Consider the following 15409-nt stretch of genomic DNA (forward strand, 5'->3'; position numbering starts at 1 on the left):
GTCAGACGCCTTCCTTCTGATGCACGGGCTGGGATTGGATGGTGGCGGGTCCGAACGGGACCAGCATCGGCTCGTCGTCGGCGACCTCTTCGGTACTCGACGCGAAGGTGCCGCTCGCGTTCGCGACGCGGTTGCGGACGCGGCGCTCGATGAGGCTCATTGCGACGATCACCACGATCGCCACCATCATGAGCAGCGTGGCGGCGGCGTACGCGCCGTACTCGTTGTAGTCGTCGGTGTAGCGCGAGTTCACCAAGAGGGTGAGGGTCTGCGAGATGCCGGGGAAGTTCGACGACACCATGGTCACCGCGCCGTATTCACCGAGCGCGCGCGCGATGGTCAGCACGATGCCGTAGGTCAGGCCCCAGCGGATCGCGGGAAGCGTGATGCGCCAGAAGGTCTGCATGCCGTTGGCCCCGAGGGTTGCGGCGGCCTGCTCCTGTTCGGTGCCGATCTCGCGGAGCACCGGCTCGACCTCGCGCACCACGAACGGCAGCGTGACGAACAACGTGGCGAGCACCAATCCGGGGAACCCGAAGATGACGCGGAACCCGAGGCTCTCGATACCGCCGAACCAGCCGCCGTAGCCCCACAGCAGGATCAGCGCGACACCGGCGACGACCGGGGACACCGCGAAGGGGAGGTCGACGACGGCCTGCAACACCGCCTTTCCGGGGAAGCGGCCACGCACCAGCGCGAGCGCGGTGACGATGCCGAAGATGACGTTCAGCGGCACCACGATCGCCACGATCAGCAGACTCAGCTGCAGCGCGGAGATCGCCGCGGGTGTGGTGATCCAGTCCCAGAACTGTCCGATGCCGTGCTCGAACGACCGCCAGAAGATCAACCCGACCGGCACGACGAGCAGCACGAACAGGTAGATCAGCGCGACTGCGCGCAACCCGTAGCGGGTGAACGGTGAGATCTTCACTGGTCGGCCTCCTCTCGGATGCGCTGGCGTCGGCTGACCAGACGGAGCGCCAGCAGGACGACAAAAGCGATGAGCAGCAACATGACCGACACGGCCGCCGCGGCGACGGGCTCGTCGATCTCGATCTGCTGCTGGATGTACTGCGACGCCACCTGGGTCTTGCCCGGGATGTTGCCGCCGATGAGGACGACCGACCCGAACTCGCCGATCGCACGCGTGAACGCCAGGCCGGCACCGGTCAGGATCGCGGGCAGCAGGGCGGGCAACACGATCTTCGTGAAGGTGGTCCAGTTGCTCGCACCGAGCACGACGGCGGCCTCTTCCACGTCTCGGTCGAGTTCCAGCAGGACCGGCTGCACCTGGCGCACGACGAACGGGAGCGTGACGAAGGTGAGCGCGATGATCAGCGCCGGCTTGGTGGCGTTGAGCTGGATATCGATCGGGCTGTTCGGACCGTAGAGTGACAGCAGCACCAGGCTCGCGACGATCGTCGGCAGCGCGAACGGCAGGTCGATGATGGCGTTGACGAATCCCTTGCCCCAGAAGTCGTCGCGGACCAGCACCCAGGCGATGATCGTGCCGAACACCAGGTTGATCAGCGCGACGACGACGGAGACCAGGACCGTGATACCGAGTGCGTCGAGGGCGTTGGGATCGGTGACCGCATCCCAGAAGCCGCTCCACCCGTCGGTGAACGCCTGCACCGTGATGGCCGCCAGCGGCAGCAGCACGATGACCGACAGCCACAGCGTCGCCACACCGATACCGAGCGGACTCACACCGCTGAATGTCTTTCCGCGCCCGAGGAATCCGGCGGGCGCGGACGATTCCGCGACCTGCGTGCTCATTGCGCGCCTCCCGAGTTGTAGATCTTGGTGATGGCGCCCTTGGTGCCGAACAACGCGTTGTCGACGGCCTTCCAGCCGGTCATGTCCTTGCCGTCGTTCTTCGCCGCGGTGCCCTTACCGAGCACGGCACCCAGTTCTTTGATGGTCCAGAGCTTCTCGATGTCGCCGGGGAACAGCGCTGTGGTCGATGCGACCACCGATGGCACCACCGGCCGGAAACCCTCCTGCGCCCAGAGTTTCTGCGCCTCGTCGGTGAACAGGAAGTCGACGAAGGCCTTCGCGGCCGCCTTGTCGCCGGATGTGTTCACCACGGCCACCGGGTTCTCGATCTTGAACGTCTGCGGCGGAATGAGATACTCGGTCTGGCTCTTCGCGCTCGCGGTCGCGTTGGCCCGTTCGAGCATGATCGCCTCGTTCTCGTAGGTGATCAGCACGTCGCCCTGCCCTTGTTCGAAGGCCGTGGTTGCCTCGCGACCCGACTTCGGGATCACCGTGACGTGGTCGCGGATCAGTTCGCTGACGTAGTCGAGGCCCGCCTGATTGTCGACACCGCCGTTGCTCTTGGCCGCGTACGGGGCGAGCAGGTTCCACTTCGCCGAGCCGGAGCTGCCCGGGTTGGGCGTGACCACCTGGACGCCGGGCTTGAGCAGATCGTCCCAGTCGTGGATGTCCTTCGGATTGCCCTTGCGGACGACGAGAGCGACGACCGAGCCGAACGGGATGCTGTTGTTCGGGGCCTGTTTCTTCCAGTCCTCGTCGACGACACCTTCCTTGACCAGGCGCGTGACGTCGGGTTCGACGGAGAAGTTGACGACGTCGGCCGGCACGTGCCGCGCCACCTTGCGTGACTGGTCGCCCGAGGCGCCGTAGGACTGGGAGAACCCGATGTCCTGGCCTTGCGGGGTGGCCCGGAATGCCGGGATGATGACGTCGAAACCCGGCTTCGGCGTCGCGTATGCGACCAGATTGAGGTGCCGGCTACCGCTGGAGATGTCCTCACCACCCGGCTCGTCGGTGGAGCCGCCTCCACATGCACTGACGGTGGTGACCATCAGTACGGCGACCACAGCCGCCAGCACGACCCGCCACCACCGGTTCCCCGCGGTTCTCGCCACGCTCGCTCTCCTCGATGCTCATCGACGCCGGGAGCTCATCCAAGGGTGACCCGGCCCGATGACGTTAGCAATGCCCCCGGGGCCGAAATGCCAGCTCGAATGTCCGATTAGAACGACTGCGAAGTGCTGTGCTAGCGGGTGAGCAACCAGCCGAGAACCACCAGGACGATCAGCGCGACGAGGGCCCAGGTGACCGCGGACCGGAACACCGTCTTCACAGCCCGGACCCGTCGTCGTCGGCGAATCGCCGCCGGTCGATGAGGTCGGACACCCTGTCGACCAGCACATTGAGTGCCATCGCGGCCAGCACGGACAACGGGATCACCACGATGAGGGTCACCAGCAGCTGCGGAACGAAGGACAGCCCGGTCAGCCATTCCTCGACGCCGTCCCACCAATTGCTCAGCGCGGTCACCACTCACCTCATCCCCATCACCCCGCCCAGCACGTCGTCTGGCGCAGGTTACGTTCAGCCTGAATTAAACGTCCACCGGCCCGACTGTCCCGTCGAGTGGCGGCATCCCTGACCACTGGCAATGATATAGCGATGACCGCAACGGAAGACGCCGCCGTCACTGAGCTGCACACCGCGCCGATGCCTGCGGACCCGGAGGCGATCGCCTTCTCGCCGGCCACCCCGAGCCACAACACGTTCCCGCCCATCGGCGACTACGCGTTCCTGTCCGACACCGAGGTCAACTGCCTCATCGCCCGCAACGGGTCCGTCGAATGGATGTGCGTGCCCCGCCCGGACAGTCCCAGCGTGTTCGGCGCCGTCCTCGACCGCGCGGCCGGGCACTTCCGATTGGGGCCCTACGGCGTGAACGTTCCCGTCGACCGCCGCTACCTGCCGGGCAGTCTCATGGTGGAGACGACGTGGCAGACCGAGACCGGATGGATCGTCGTCCGCGATGCGCTGGTGATGGGCCCCTGGCACGATCACGACCGGCGTTCGACGACGCATCGCCGCACCCCGACCGACTGGGATGCCGAGCACATCCTGCTGCGGACGGTGCGGTGCGTGTCGGGAACGGTGGAACTCTCGATGAGTTGCGAGCCGGCCTTCGACTATCACCGGGCGAAGACGGTGTGGGAGTACTCCGGTCCGGCGTACGGCGAGGCCATCGCGACCGCGGCCGACACCACCACCCCGTCGCCGACGCTGAAGCTGACCACCGATCTGCGGCTCGGTCTCGAGGGTCGCGAAGCCCGGGCGCGGACGCGTCTCGTCGAAGGTGATTCACGGTTCGTCGCGCTGTCGTGGTCGTCGCAGCCTGCCCCGCAGACCTACGAGGAGGCCGCGCACAAGATGTGGTCGACGTCGGAATGCTGGCGCCAGTGGATCAACATCGGCACCTTTCCCGACCATCCGTGGCGCAGCCACCTGCAGCGCTCGGCGCTCACACTCAAGGGCCTGACCTACTCACCGACCGGCGCGCTGCTGGCGGCAGCGACCACCTCGCTGCCGGAAACACCCGGCGGCGAACGCAATTGGGATTATCGCTATGCCTGGGTGCGGGATTCGACGTTCGCCCTGTGGGGTCTGTACACGTTGGGCCTCGACCGCGAGGCGAACGACTTCTTCTCCTTCATCGCCGACGTCTCCGGGGTCACCGGTTCCGAACATCATCCGCTGCAGGTGATGTACGGCGTCGGCGGCGAACGGACGCTCGAGGAGGAAGAACTCAACCACCTGTCGGGCTACGGCGGCGCGCGCCCGGTACGCATCGGAAACGGCGCGTACAACCAAGCGCAGCACGACATCTGGGGCACCATGCTCGACTCGGTCTACCTCAACACCAAGTCGAGCGAATCGGTGCCGGAAACGCTCTGGCCGGTCCTCAAGGCCCAGGTCGAGGAGGCCGTCAAGAACTGGCGCAAGCCCGATCGCGGCATCTGGGAGGTGCGCGGCGAACCGAAGCACTTCACGTCGTCGAAGGTGATGTGTTGGGTTGCGCTGGACCGGGGTTCACGCCTGGCGGCGCTGCACGGCGAGAAGTCGTACGCGAAGAAGTGGAGCGAGATCGCCGACGAGATCCGGGAGGACATCCTAGAGCACGGCGTCAACGTGAAGGGCGTGTTCACCCAGCGCTACGGCGACGACGCCCTCGATGCGTCGGCGCTGCTGATCCCGCTACTGCGGTTCCTGCCGTCGGACGACGAACGGGTCCGCAACACCGTGCTGGCCATCGCCGATGAGCTCACCGAGAACGGTCTGGTGCTGCGCTACCGCGTCGAAGAGACCGACGACGGCCTCACCGGCGAGGAGGGCACCTTCACCATCTGCTCCTTCTGGCTGGTGTCGGCGCTGGTCGAGATCGGTGAGCTCGATCGGGCGAAGACGTTGTGCGAGCGCCTGTTGTCCTACTCGAGTCCGCTCAAGCTGTACGCCGAGGAGATCGACGCCGCCACCGGCCAGCATCTCGGGAACTTCCCGCAGGCGTTCACCCACCTGGCGCTGATCAACGCCGTCATGCACGTGATCCGGGCCGAGGAGGCGGCCAGCCACGGGCAGTTCCAGCCGGCCAATCACTGAGCTCGCGGCCCCCGTCGAGCGCTCAGTCCAGCCGCCACGATTCGTAGGCGCGTGGATCGTCGACGGGCTCGATATGCGTGTTGATGTTCAAGTGCGCCAACGACGCATGCAACTCGCCCTCGACGCGCTCGGTGACGTCGTGGGCACGCTGGACCGACCAGTCGCCGGGCACCAGCATGTGCATCTGGAGGAACCGTTCGTGCCCGGCCTCGCGGGTGCGGACGTCGTGGAATTCGATGCCCTCGGTGCGGTATCGGTTCAGCACGTCGTCGATACGTGTCCGGTCGTGGACGGGAAGCGCGGCGTCCATCAGCCCCTCACTCGACCGCCAGACGAGTCGACCGCCGACCCAGAGGATGTTGATCGCCACCGCGATCGCGATGAGCGCGTCGAGCGGCAACCATCCGGTGAGAGCGACGAGGAGCACGCCGACCACCACGCCGGCGGTCGTCCAGACATCGGTCATCAGGTGTTTGCCGTCGGCCTCCAACGTCATCGAACGGTGTTGGCGCCCTACGCGAATGAGGATCAGGCCGACTGCACCGTTGATCACCGACGCGATCACCGAGATGGCCAGACCCAGTCCGACCGACTCGAGTTCCCGCGGGTGCAGGAGGCGTTCGACCGCCGCGAAGATGATCAAACCCGCAGCGACGACGATCATCACGCCCTCGAAGACCGCCGAGAAATACTCGGCCTTCGTGTGCCCGAAGTTGTGGTCGACGTCGGCTGGTCGCGCTGCCACCCGTAGCGCGACAAACGCGCCCACGGCGGCAACGACATTCACCAGCGACTCGGCGGCATCCGACAGCAGGCCGACCGACCCCGACACCCGCCACGCGACGATCTTCAGCGTGATCACCACGATCGAGGTGGCTATGCTCAGCAGCGCGAAGCGGGTCAGGTCGGCGCGCGTCGCCGTGGTGGTCACGGTGTGCTCACCCCTGCGCGGACTGCTCGACGAGACCACGGCGCGTCAACAGCGGCCCGATCTCCGCCTTCCGGCCGATCAGCTTCTCGTGCGCGACAAGCGGATCCACGCTGTCCCCGCGGGACAACGTCGCGTCGGCGAACCGCCGCCCCGAGTCGCGCTCCAGCCCGCCCTCGGCGAGGAACCACTGCTCGGTCTCGGCGTCGAGGACCTCCGACCAGATGTAGGAGTAGTAGCCGGCCGAGTACCCGCCACCGAAGATGTGGTTGAAATAGGCGCTGCGGTAGCGCGGCGGGATGAGATCGCCGACGAAGCCGGCATCCCGTAGCGCGGCGCGCTCGAATTCCTCGACGTCTGTCGGGATCTCGTCGGTGCCGAGCCGATGCCAGGCCAGGTCGAGCACGGCGGCGGCGAGGTATTCGACGGTGCCGTGGGCGGTTTCGGTGTTCGCCGACGCACGGGCCGCCTCGGCCAGCTCGGCGGGAATGGGTTCACCCGTCTCGTGGTGACGGGCGTAGTGCTCCAGCACATCCGGGTGCAGGGCCCACATCTCGTTGACCTGCGACGGGAATTCGACGAAGTCCCGTGGCACCGACGTACCCGACTGCGACGGATAGTCGACCGCCGACAGCAGCCCGTGCAGGGCATGCCCGAACTCATGGAACAGCGTGGTCAGCTGATCCATCGAGAGCAGGCAGGCTTCGCCGTCGTCGGGCTTGGTGAGGTTCAGCACGTTGACGACGATCGGCTGGGTACGCAGCACCGACGACTGGTCGACGATGTTGTTCATCCACGCGCCACCGCGTTTGGACGGCCGCGCATAGAAGTCGCCGAGGAACAGCCCGATGCTGCTGCCGTTGTCGCCGAACACTTCCCAAATGCGCACATCCGGGTGGTACCCGGCCAGATTCGGGCGCGGCACGAACCGCAGCCCGTACAGCTTGCCCGCCGCATAGAACACGCCGTCACGCAGCACCGTGTCCAATTCGCAGTATGCGGCGAAATCATCCAGCGGCACCGCCGAGGTGGCACGTTTCTCCCTCGCCAGCCAGTACGTGTAGTCGGCGGGGCCGATCTCCTCGTCGGTCAGCGAGGTGAGGCGGGTGAGTTCCCGCCCACCCGCACGCAGTGCCGAGGCGGTCAGTTCGCCGAGCAGTTCGACGACGGCCTCCGGCGTCGGGGCGGTCTCTTCGGCGATCACGTACTCGGCGTGGTTGGGGTAACCGAGCAACTCGGCCCGTCGGGCCCGTAGCCCCACGATCTCGAGAATGTTTGCGCGGGTGTCGGATTCGTTGCCCCGCGCACACCGGTGTACCGACGCGTCGAAGACGCGTTGCCGCACTGCCCGTGTGGTCAATGACGCCACCGACGACTGACTTGTCGGCAACTCCAGGGTGATCAGGAACCCACTGTCGTGACCCGCGTCGGCGGCGGCCCGACGCGCCGCGGCGATCTGCCCGGCCGCGAGACCGTCGAGGTCGGCGACGTCCTCGACGAAGACCGCCGACGCATTCGTGTCGTCGAGGATGAGCTGCGAGAAGGTCGTGGTGAGGTAGGCCAGCCGCGACGAGATCTGGCGCATCTCGTCCTGCTCGGCGTCGTCGAGTCCCGCTCCGGCTCGCACGGATTCGCGATACCGCTTGGCCAGCAACCGTTCCTGCGCCTCGGTCAGGCCCAGGTCGGCGCGGCGCTGGTAGAGGTCGGCGATCCGGGCGAACAGTCGTTTGTCCATGGCGATGGTGTTCGCGTGGTCGGTCAGCAGGGTGGACAACTTCTGCGAGATCTCGTTGCGTTGCGGATTGGTGTCCGGGCCAACCAGATTGAAGAAGATGCCACTTGCGCGGGCCAGGTCGCGTCCCGAGAGTTCTAGTGCCTCAACGGTGTTCGCGAAGGTCGGGGCGGTGGCGTCGGTGGCGATCCGTTCCACCTCGGTGAGGTGCGACGTCATCGCCTCGTCGAAGGCGGGCAGGAAGTCGTCGTCGGAGATCGACGCGAAGTCCGGCAGCCCGTGGCGCAGGGGGCTCTCCGCGAGGACGGGATTGACCATGTCACTTGCCTTTCGGCTTGTCGCCTGCCGCGTCGGTGGAGAGCGCGGCGACGAACGCCTCCTGCGGCACGTCGACCCGGCCGATGGTCTTCATCCGCTTCTTGCCCTCCTTCTGCTTCTCCAGCAGTTTGCGCTTACGGCTGATGTCGCCGCCGTAGCACTTGGCGAGGACGTCCTTGCGGATGGCCCGGATGTTCTCGCGCGCAATGATCTTGGAGCCCACAGCGGCCTGCACCGGGACCTCGAACTGCTGACGCGGAATGAGCTCCTTGAGCTTGGTGGCCATCTTGTTGCCGTAGGCGTAGGCGGCGTCCTTGTGCACGATGGCGCTGAAGGCGTCGACGGCCTCGCCCTGCAGCAGGATGTCGACCTTGACCAGCTCCGCCTCCTGCTCGCCGGACTCCTCGTAGTCGAGGGACGCGTACCCGCGGGTGCGGGACTTCAGCGAATCGAAGAAGTCGAAGATGATCTCGGCCATCGGCATCGTGTAGCGCAACTCCACCCGCGTCTCCGACAGGTAGTCCATGCCGCCGAGATCGCCGCGCCGCGACTGACACAGCTCCATGATCGAACCGATGAACTCGCTGGGCGAGATGATGGTCGTCTTGACGATCGGTTCGTAAATGGTGCGGGTCTTGCCCTCCGGCCAGTCCGACGGGTTGGTGACCACGTGTTCGGAGCCGTCGTCCAGGATCACCCGGTAGACCACGTTCGGGGCCGTCGAGATCAGGTCCAGCCCGAACTCGCGCTCGAGACGCTCGCGCGTGATCTCCATGTGCAGCAGTCCGAGGAAACCGCAGCGGAACCCGAAGCCGAGCGCCACCGACGTCTCCGGCTCGTAGGTCAGCGCCGCGTCGTTGAGTTGCAGTTTGTCGAGGGCGTCGCGGAGATCCGGGTAGTCGGAGCCGTCGAGCGGATAGAGACCGGAGTAGACCATCGGATGCGGTTCGCGATAGCCCGTCAGCGGTTGGGTGGCGCCGTTGCGCGCGGTGGTGACGGTGTCACCGACCTTGGACTGCCGGACGTCCTTGACGCCGGTGATGAGGTAGCCGACCTCACCGACGCCGAGCCCCTTGGACGGTTTCGGCTCGGGCGACACGATGCCCACCTCGAGCAGCTCGTGGGTGGTCCCGGTGGACATCATCGCGATCTTCTCGCGGGGCATGATCTTGCCGTCAACCACGCGGACGTAGGTGACGACGCCGCGGTACGTGTCGTAGACGGAGTCGAAGATCATCGCGCGGGCCGGTGCGTCGGCGTCGCCGGTCGGTGCCGGGATCTGCCGGACCACCTCGTCGAGCAGGGCGCCCACACCCTCGCCGGTCTTGCCGGAGACACGCAGCACCTCGCTCGGGTCGCAGCCGACGATGTGGGCGAGCTCGGCGGCGTAGCGGTCGGGGTCCGCGGCGGGCAGGTCGATCTTGTTCAGCACCGGGATGATGGTGAGGTCGTTCTCCATCGCCAGGTACAGGTTGGCCAGCGTCTGGGCCTCGATGCCCTGCGCCGCGTCGACCAGCAGCACGGCACCCTCACAGGCCTCGAGTGCCCGCGAGACCTCGTAGGTGAAGTCGACGTGGCCGGGCGTGTCGATGAGGTGCATCACGTAGTCGGTGGTCTGTCCGCCCTCGGTGACCTGCCACGGCAGCCGGACGTTCTGCGCTTTGATGGTGATGCCGCGCTCACGTTCGATGTCCATCCGGTCGAGGTACTGCGCGCGCATCGCGCGTTCCTCGACCACGCCGGTGAGCTGCAGCATCCGGTCGGCCAGGGTGGATTTCCCGTGGTCGATGTGCGCGATGATGCAGAAGTTCCGGATCCGCTCGGGATCGGTGAAGGTGGTGTCGGCGAAGCTCGGAATCGAACTGCTCCTTCGAGAGACGTGCGGCAGGTGTGTTCAGACCAGTTTCTCATGGCCGACCACCTCGGGAGACGGCGACGTTCGCGGCTACCGTTGGGTCATGTCCTCGACCACCTACACCGCCGACGGCGTCGTCGCCGACGTCGAGCGGCCGAACAGTGCGCCCCGCGGTGTCGTGGTGCTCGCCCACGGAGCCGGCGGCAACCGGAGCGCGGTGATCCTGCGGGCCGTCGCCGCCGAACTGTGCGCCCGCGGGCTGGTGGTGGCACGGATCGATCTCCCCTATCGCCAGCGCCGGCCGAAGGGTCCGCCGAGCCCGTCGACGGCCGAGGCCGACCGCGACGGAATCCGGGCGGCGTGCGCGGTGTTCCACGGCGAGGCCGACGGCCCGCTGATCATCGGCGGCCACTCCTACGGCGGCCGGCAGGCGTCGATGGCGGTCGCCGAAGATCACGGTCTGGCCGACGGTTTGCTGTTGACGTCGTATCCGCTGCACCCGCCGGGCAAACCTGATCGACTGCGCACCGAGCATCTGCCGTCGATCATCGTGCCGACGGTGGTCGTCCACGGCAGCACCGATCCGTTCGCGACGACCGCCGAACTCGTCGACGCGGTCGCGCTGATCGATGCGCCCACGTGCATCGTCGAGATCGAGAAGGTCGGCCACGATCTGCGTCCGGACCGCAAACCGACGGCGACCCTCGCCGCCGACGCCGTCGAGGAAATGTTCTTCTCCGGGCCCGCGGCATGACCGCGCATCCGTTGCCCACCCACGCCCCCACCACGCGATTCGCCCGCGAGATCGCGTACGCGCCGAACCTCGATGGTGCCGCCGATCCCGGCGAGGTCGTCTGGACGTGGGTGCGATACGAAGAGGACCCCACGCAGGGCAAGGACCGGCCGGTCCTGGTGGTGGGGCGCGAGACCGATGCGTCGGGCAGATCCCACCTGCTCGGACTCATGTTGTCCAGCAAGGACTATCACCGCGACGACCCCGACTGGTTCCCTCTCGGCGAGGGCGCCTGGGATACGGAGCACCGCAACAGCTACGTGCGGCTCGACCGGGTGCTGCTGGTTCTCGAGGACGGTATCCGCCGCGAGGGCGCGATCCTGGATCGGGCTCGATTCGCTGCTGTGGCACAGCAATTGCGGACGCGGTTCGGCTGGCGGTGATCTCGATGCGGCGCCTCGCTTCGCTCGGAGCCTTACTCGATCAGCGAATGGATGCGGCGCCTCGCAAGCTCGGCCTTACTCGATCAGCGAACGGATGCGGCGCCGCGCTTCGCTCGGAGACCAGCCGAAGAGTCCCTCCCCCGCTGATCGAGTAAGCGAGCGAGCTTGCGAGCCCGCGCATCGAGATCCCGGTCGCGGTGATCATGGATGCGGCGCCTCGCTTCGCTCGGAGCGCTATCCGAAGAGTCCCTCCCCCGCTGATCGAGTAAGCGAGCGAGCTTGCGAGCCCGCGCATCGAGATCTCGGTCGCTCACGCCAGGCGGGTGATCTCCACGACGACGTCGAGGTCGGTGGCGCCACCGCCGGTGTAGATGCCCTTGAGCGGCGAGACGTCGGAGTAGTCGCGACCGACCCCCACCGAGACATGCTGCTCGGTGATTCCGGTGTCGTTGGTCGGGTCGTAACCCCACCAGCCGCCGGTCCACGCCTCGATCCACGCGTGGGACTGGCCCTCGACGGTCTTGTCGATCGCGGCATTCGGCTTGGGGTGCAGGTACCCGGACACATATCGCGCGGGAATTCCCAAGGACCGCAACATGAGTAGCGACAGGTGCGCGTAATCCTGGCAGACGCCCTTACGCTCGTTCCAGGCATCAACCGCGGTGGTGTGCACCCCGGTGGTGCCGGGCACGTAGTTCATTTCTGCGTGAACGAACCGGCAGATGGCCTCGACGGCCCCTTCCGGGGTCAGACCCTTCGCCAAACGTTTTGCGGTACTGGCCAGTTGGCGATTCTTCGGGACATACCCGGTGTTGGACAACATCTCGTCGTAACGGTCCTCGACGGACTCGTTGCGCAGTCCGTCCCAGTCGACCTGATCGGCGGGTGACGGACGCTCACCCTGCTCGGTCTCCACCACCGACATGCCGGACACCTCGAGTTCCTCATGCGGCGCATGAAGATCGAACGCGGTGACCGCGGTACCCCAGTAGTCGGTGTAACGATACGAGCGGGTGGCGGGCACCGTCTCGACGCGGTTCACGATCACGTTCTGCCGGTTGTCGCTGCGCGGCGTCAGGCGCGCCTCGTTGTACGACGATGTGACCGGGCTCTTGTAGGCGAACCCGGTGGAATGGACGACGCGGACACGCCAGCTCACAGCTCACTCTCCTCGATGATGTGTTCCTCGCTGTCGCTCACCCGGGCATCGGCCCACGAAACATACGGCGACACATGGAAATACTGAGCCGTGAGGGCTTCGTTCACCGCACGGCAGGTGTCCTGCAGGTCGAGCAGCCGGTCTTCGAGCCCGTCGAGCAACTTACTCGGCTCGAGGAACTCCAGCGAGCTGCGTGCCCGACCGAGCAGCAGGAGCGCCTCGGCGGACAGACCCACACGGGTCGGGCCGTTCTCCAGTTCCGCCAGATTGAGTTCGGCCTGCCGCAAGGCGTGGAAGACCGATCGCGGGAACAGGCGGTCGAGCAGCATGAACTCGACGATGTTCTCCGCGTCGAGCATGCCGCGGTAGGTGCGCAGGAAGGTGTCCTGCGCGCCCGCGGACACCAGCACGCTCACCCAGTTGGGCGAACTCGAGCGTTCTCCGGCGCGCGCCAACAACATTCGGATGGTCATGTCGACGCGTTCGATCGATCGGCCGACCACAAGGTAGCGATAGGCGTCGTCGTGGCTCAGGGTGGCGTCGGCCAGGCCGGCGAACATCGCGGCCCGGTTCTTCACGTATGAGAGGAACTCGTGGGGGCCGAGACGTCGTGCGCGGCGTTCGGCGTCGGACAGTCCGTTGTAGGTGGTGTTGACGCATTCCCACATCTCGCTGGACGTCACCTCGCGGGCACCGCGGGCGTTCTCCCGTGCCGACCGGATCAGGTCGACGATGGAACCCACCGAATCCTTGTCGTAGGCAACACGTTCGGTCAACGACCACACGTCGAGTTCGTCGTCGGAGGAGGGCACCTCGAGTCCGAGGACCTGGATGACCAGCCTCGCCTGCGCATCGACGTCGACGGTTGCGTCCTCGAGGATCTGCTGGATGGCGACGTCGAGGATGCGCGCCATGTCGTCGGCGCGCTCGACATACCGGCCGATCCAGTAGAGCGATTCGGCGTTGCGGGCGAGCATCATTGCGAGCCACCCCCCTGCTGCTGGTGCTGTGAGCCGGTATGTTGTTGCTGCCGTGCGCCCGTTTGCTGTTGCTGCGAACGCGTTTGCTGTTGCTGCTGCTGTTGCTGGGTCTGGGTGCGGAGTGGATCGGGGGCGCTCTCGGCCGGTCGCGCGGCCGCGACCCCGGACGCCGAAACGATCTTCTCCCCGGCCAATTCGCGGTCCGCCTCGGAGCCGCGCGAGGCCAGCACCCAGGTGTCCTTGGAACCTCCGCCCTGGCTGGAGTTGACCACCAGCGATCCTTCGGGCAGCGCCACGCGCGTCAGGCCGCCGGGCAGCACCCAGACCGACTCGCCGTCGTTGACCGCGAACGGCCGCAGGTCGACGTGCCGGGGCCGGACCTCGTCACCGATCTTGGTCGGCACCGTCGAGAGCTGGACCACGGGCTGCGCGATCCACCCGCGGGGGTCGTTGCGCACCTTGCGCGCCAACGTGTCGAGCTCCGCCCTGGTGGCGTCCGGCCCGAACACGATGCCGTAACCACCCGATCCCTCAACGGGTTTGACGACGAGTTCGTCGATGCGGTCGAGGACCTCGTCGCATTCGTCGGGCAACCAGCAGCGCAGCGTGTCCACGTTCTGCAGCGTCGGTTTCTCGCCGAGGTAGTACTGGATGATCTCCGGGACGTAGGTGTAGATCAGTTTGTCGTCGCCGACACCGTTACCGACCGCGCTGGAGATCACCACGTTGCCGGCCCGGGCGGCGTTGACCAGACCGGCCACGCCGAGCATCGAATCCGGGCGGAACTGCATCGGGTCGAGGAAGTCGTCGTCGATGCGGCGGTAGATGACGTCGACGCGCTGCTCACCCTCGGTGGTACGCATGTAGACGACGTTGTCGCGGCAGAAGAGGTCGCGCCCCTCGACCAGCTCGACACCCATGAGCCGCGCGAGCAGCGAGTGCTCGAAGTACGCGGAGTTGGCGACGCCGGGAGTGAGGACGACGATGTTGGGATCGGCCTCGTTGAACGCCGCCGACGCGCGCAACGCCCGCAACAGATGACTCGGATAGTCGGCGACCGCGCGAACGCGGTGGGAGGAGAACAGGTCCGGGAACACGCGGGCCATCGTGCGCCGATTCTCCATCACGTAGGAGATGCCCGACGGCGACCGCAGATTGTCTTCGAGGACCCGGAAGTCGCCCTGTTCGTCACGGATGAGGTCGATCCCGGCGACGTGGATACGCACACCGTTGGGCGGCCGGATACCCGCGGCCTGACGATGGAAATGCTCACACGAGAGCACGAGTCGCTTCGGCAGCACCCGGTCACGCAGGATCTCGGCCTCGCCGTAGATGTCGTCGAGGAACAGTTCGAGGGCCTGCACCCGCTGGGTGATACCGGCCTCGAGCTTGCTCCATTCGGCGGCCGAGATCACTCGCGGCACAACATCGAGCGGGAACGGACGCTCCTTGCCGGAGAGGGAGAAGGTGACGCCCTGGTCGATGAACGCACGACCGAGTGCGTCCACGCGCACGTCGAGATCGCCACGGTCATAGGCCGACATCGCCTTGAAGATGTTGCGATAGGGCGTGCGGGTGTCGCCGTCGTCGTCGAACATCTCGTCGAAGGCGTGCCCGTAGGGGCCCTTCGAATAGCCGGCAAAGATGGTGTCGTCGAGTGTCTTCGGTTCGCGGACAACGGTCTTGGCCTTCTTCGCCGGTGCCGCGGCATCCCGCCCGCGTGCTCGGACGCTCGCCGCGGGCTTACTACTCTTCGCCGCGTTCGCCTTGGCGGCGGCGGCTTTCTTGGTGGACGCTGACGTGGTCGACGCGGGACTCATAACTTGACATG

The 15409-nt window shown here is 66.5% G+C and carries 13 protein-coding genes; 3 read left to right on the forward strand and 10 right to left on the reverse strand.

Going from position 1 to position 15409, the window contains the following annotated elements; all coding sequences use genetic code 11:
- Position 1: 1 nt before the first annotated feature.
- From cysW to ACWDTI_RS06890, 4 genes are all read right to left on the reverse strand, one after another.
- On the reverse strand, positions 2-931 hold the full coding sequence (gene cysW, locus ACWDTI_RS06875; RefSeq protein WP_449737293.1) for a sulfate ABC transporter permease subunit CysW: 930 nt from the start codon (positions 929-931) through the stop codon (positions 2-4).
- Positions 928-1779 (reverse strand): sulfate ABC transporter permease subunit CysT, encoded by an 852-nt coding sequence (gene cysT / locus ACWDTI_RS06880; RefSeq protein ID WP_449737294.1) that lies wholly within the window; start codon positions 1777-1779, stop codon positions 928-930. Before cysT ends, cysW begins: the two co-directional genes overlap by 4 nt.
- Positions 1776-2831 (reverse strand): sulfate ABC transporter substrate-binding protein, encoded by a 1056-nt coding sequence (locus ACWDTI_RS06885; RefSeq protein ID WP_449737420.1) that lies wholly within the window; start codon positions 2829-2831, stop codon positions 1776-1778. Before ACWDTI_RS06885 ends, cysT begins: the two co-directional genes overlap by 4 nt.
- Before the next feature lie 277 nt (positions 2832-3108).
- A complete protein-coding gene (locus ACWDTI_RS06890) occupies positions 3109-3309 on the reverse strand; it encodes a hypothetical protein (RefSeq protein ID WP_449737295.1) in 201 nt (66 codons plus the stop codon).
- Positions 3310-3441: 132 nt separating this feature from the next.
- Here ACWDTI_RS06890 and ACWDTI_RS06895 point away from each other — a divergent pair, with 132 nt between their 5' ends.
- On the forward strand, positions 3442-5430 hold the full coding sequence (locus ACWDTI_RS06895) for a glycoside hydrolase family 15 protein (protein WP_449737296.1): 1989 nt from the start codon (positions 3442-3444) through the stop codon (positions 5428-5430).
- A 22-nt stretch (positions 5431-5452) separates the two neighbouring features.
- On the opposite strand, the gene ACWDTI_RS06900 is transcribed toward ACWDTI_RS06895, so the two are convergent.
- From ACWDTI_RS06900 to lepA, 3 genes are read right to left on the reverse strand one after another with little or no spacing between them, the layout of a single operon-like run.
- The gene (locus ACWDTI_RS06900; protein WP_449737297.1) at positions 5453-6361 is read right to left on the reverse strand and encodes a cation diffusion facilitator family transporter; all 909 of its coding nucleotides are present in this window, start codon (positions 6359-6361) and stop codon (positions 5453-5455) included.
- A gap of 7 nt (positions 6362-6368) precedes the next feature.
- A complete protein-coding gene (locus tag ACWDTI_RS06905; protein ID WP_449737298.1) occupies positions 6369-8408 on the reverse strand; it encodes a M3 family metallopeptidase in 2040 nt (679 codons plus the stop codon).
- Position 8409: 1 nt separating this feature from the next.
- The gene (lepA, locus tag ACWDTI_RS06910; protein ID WP_449737421.1) at positions 8410-10296 is read right to left on the reverse strand and encodes a translation elongation factor 4; all 1887 of its coding nucleotides are present in this window, start codon (positions 10294-10296) and stop codon (positions 8410-8412) included.
- A 70-nt stretch (positions 10297-10366) separates the two neighbouring features.
- Here lepA and ACWDTI_RS06915 point away from each other — a divergent pair, with 70 nt between their 5' ends.
- Both ACWDTI_RS06915 and ACWDTI_RS06920 read left to right on the forward strand, forming a co-directional pair.
- Positions 10367-11017, forward strand: a complete 651-nt coding sequence (locus ACWDTI_RS06915) for an alpha/beta hydrolase family protein (RefSeq protein ID WP_449737299.1) — start codon at positions 10367-10369, stop codon at positions 11015-11017.
- Positions 11014-11439 carry a type II toxin-antitoxin system PemK/MazF family toxin gene (locus tag ACWDTI_RS06920; protein ID WP_449737300.1) on the forward strand — a complete coding sequence of 142 codons (426 nt, stop codon included), beginning with the start codon at positions 11014-11016 and terminating at the stop codon, positions 11437-11439. The genes ACWDTI_RS06915 and ACWDTI_RS06920 overlap by 4 nt, the downstream gene beginning before the upstream one ends.
- Positions 11440-11749: 310 nt before the next feature.
- Here ACWDTI_RS06920 and ACWDTI_RS06925 read toward each other — a convergent pair whose 3' ends face one another.
- Genes ACWDTI_RS06925 through ACWDTI_RS06935 form a run of 3 tightly spaced genes read right to left on the reverse strand, consistent with a single transcriptional unit; the run spans position 11750 to position 15398 of the window.
- Complete coding sequence (locus ACWDTI_RS06925) at positions 11750-12598, reverse strand: transglutaminase family protein (protein WP_449737301.1); 849 nt, start codon at positions 12596-12598, stop codon at positions 11750-11752.
- On the reverse strand, positions 12595-13578 hold the full coding sequence (locus tag ACWDTI_RS06930) for an alpha-E domain-containing protein (protein WP_449737302.1): 984 nt from the start codon (positions 13576-13578) through the stop codon (positions 12595-12597). The genes ACWDTI_RS06925 and ACWDTI_RS06930 overlap by 4 nt, the downstream gene beginning before the upstream one ends.
- Positions 13575-15398, reverse strand: a complete 1824-nt coding sequence (locus ACWDTI_RS06935) for a circularly permuted type 2 ATP-grasp protein (RefSeq protein WP_449737303.1) — start codon at positions 15396-15398, stop codon at positions 13575-13577. Before ACWDTI_RS06935 ends, ACWDTI_RS06930 begins: the two co-directional genes overlap by 4 nt.
- Positions 15399-15409 lie beyond the last annotated feature (11 nt).

The organism is Gordonia sp. NPDC003424 (genome assembly GCF_053588655.1).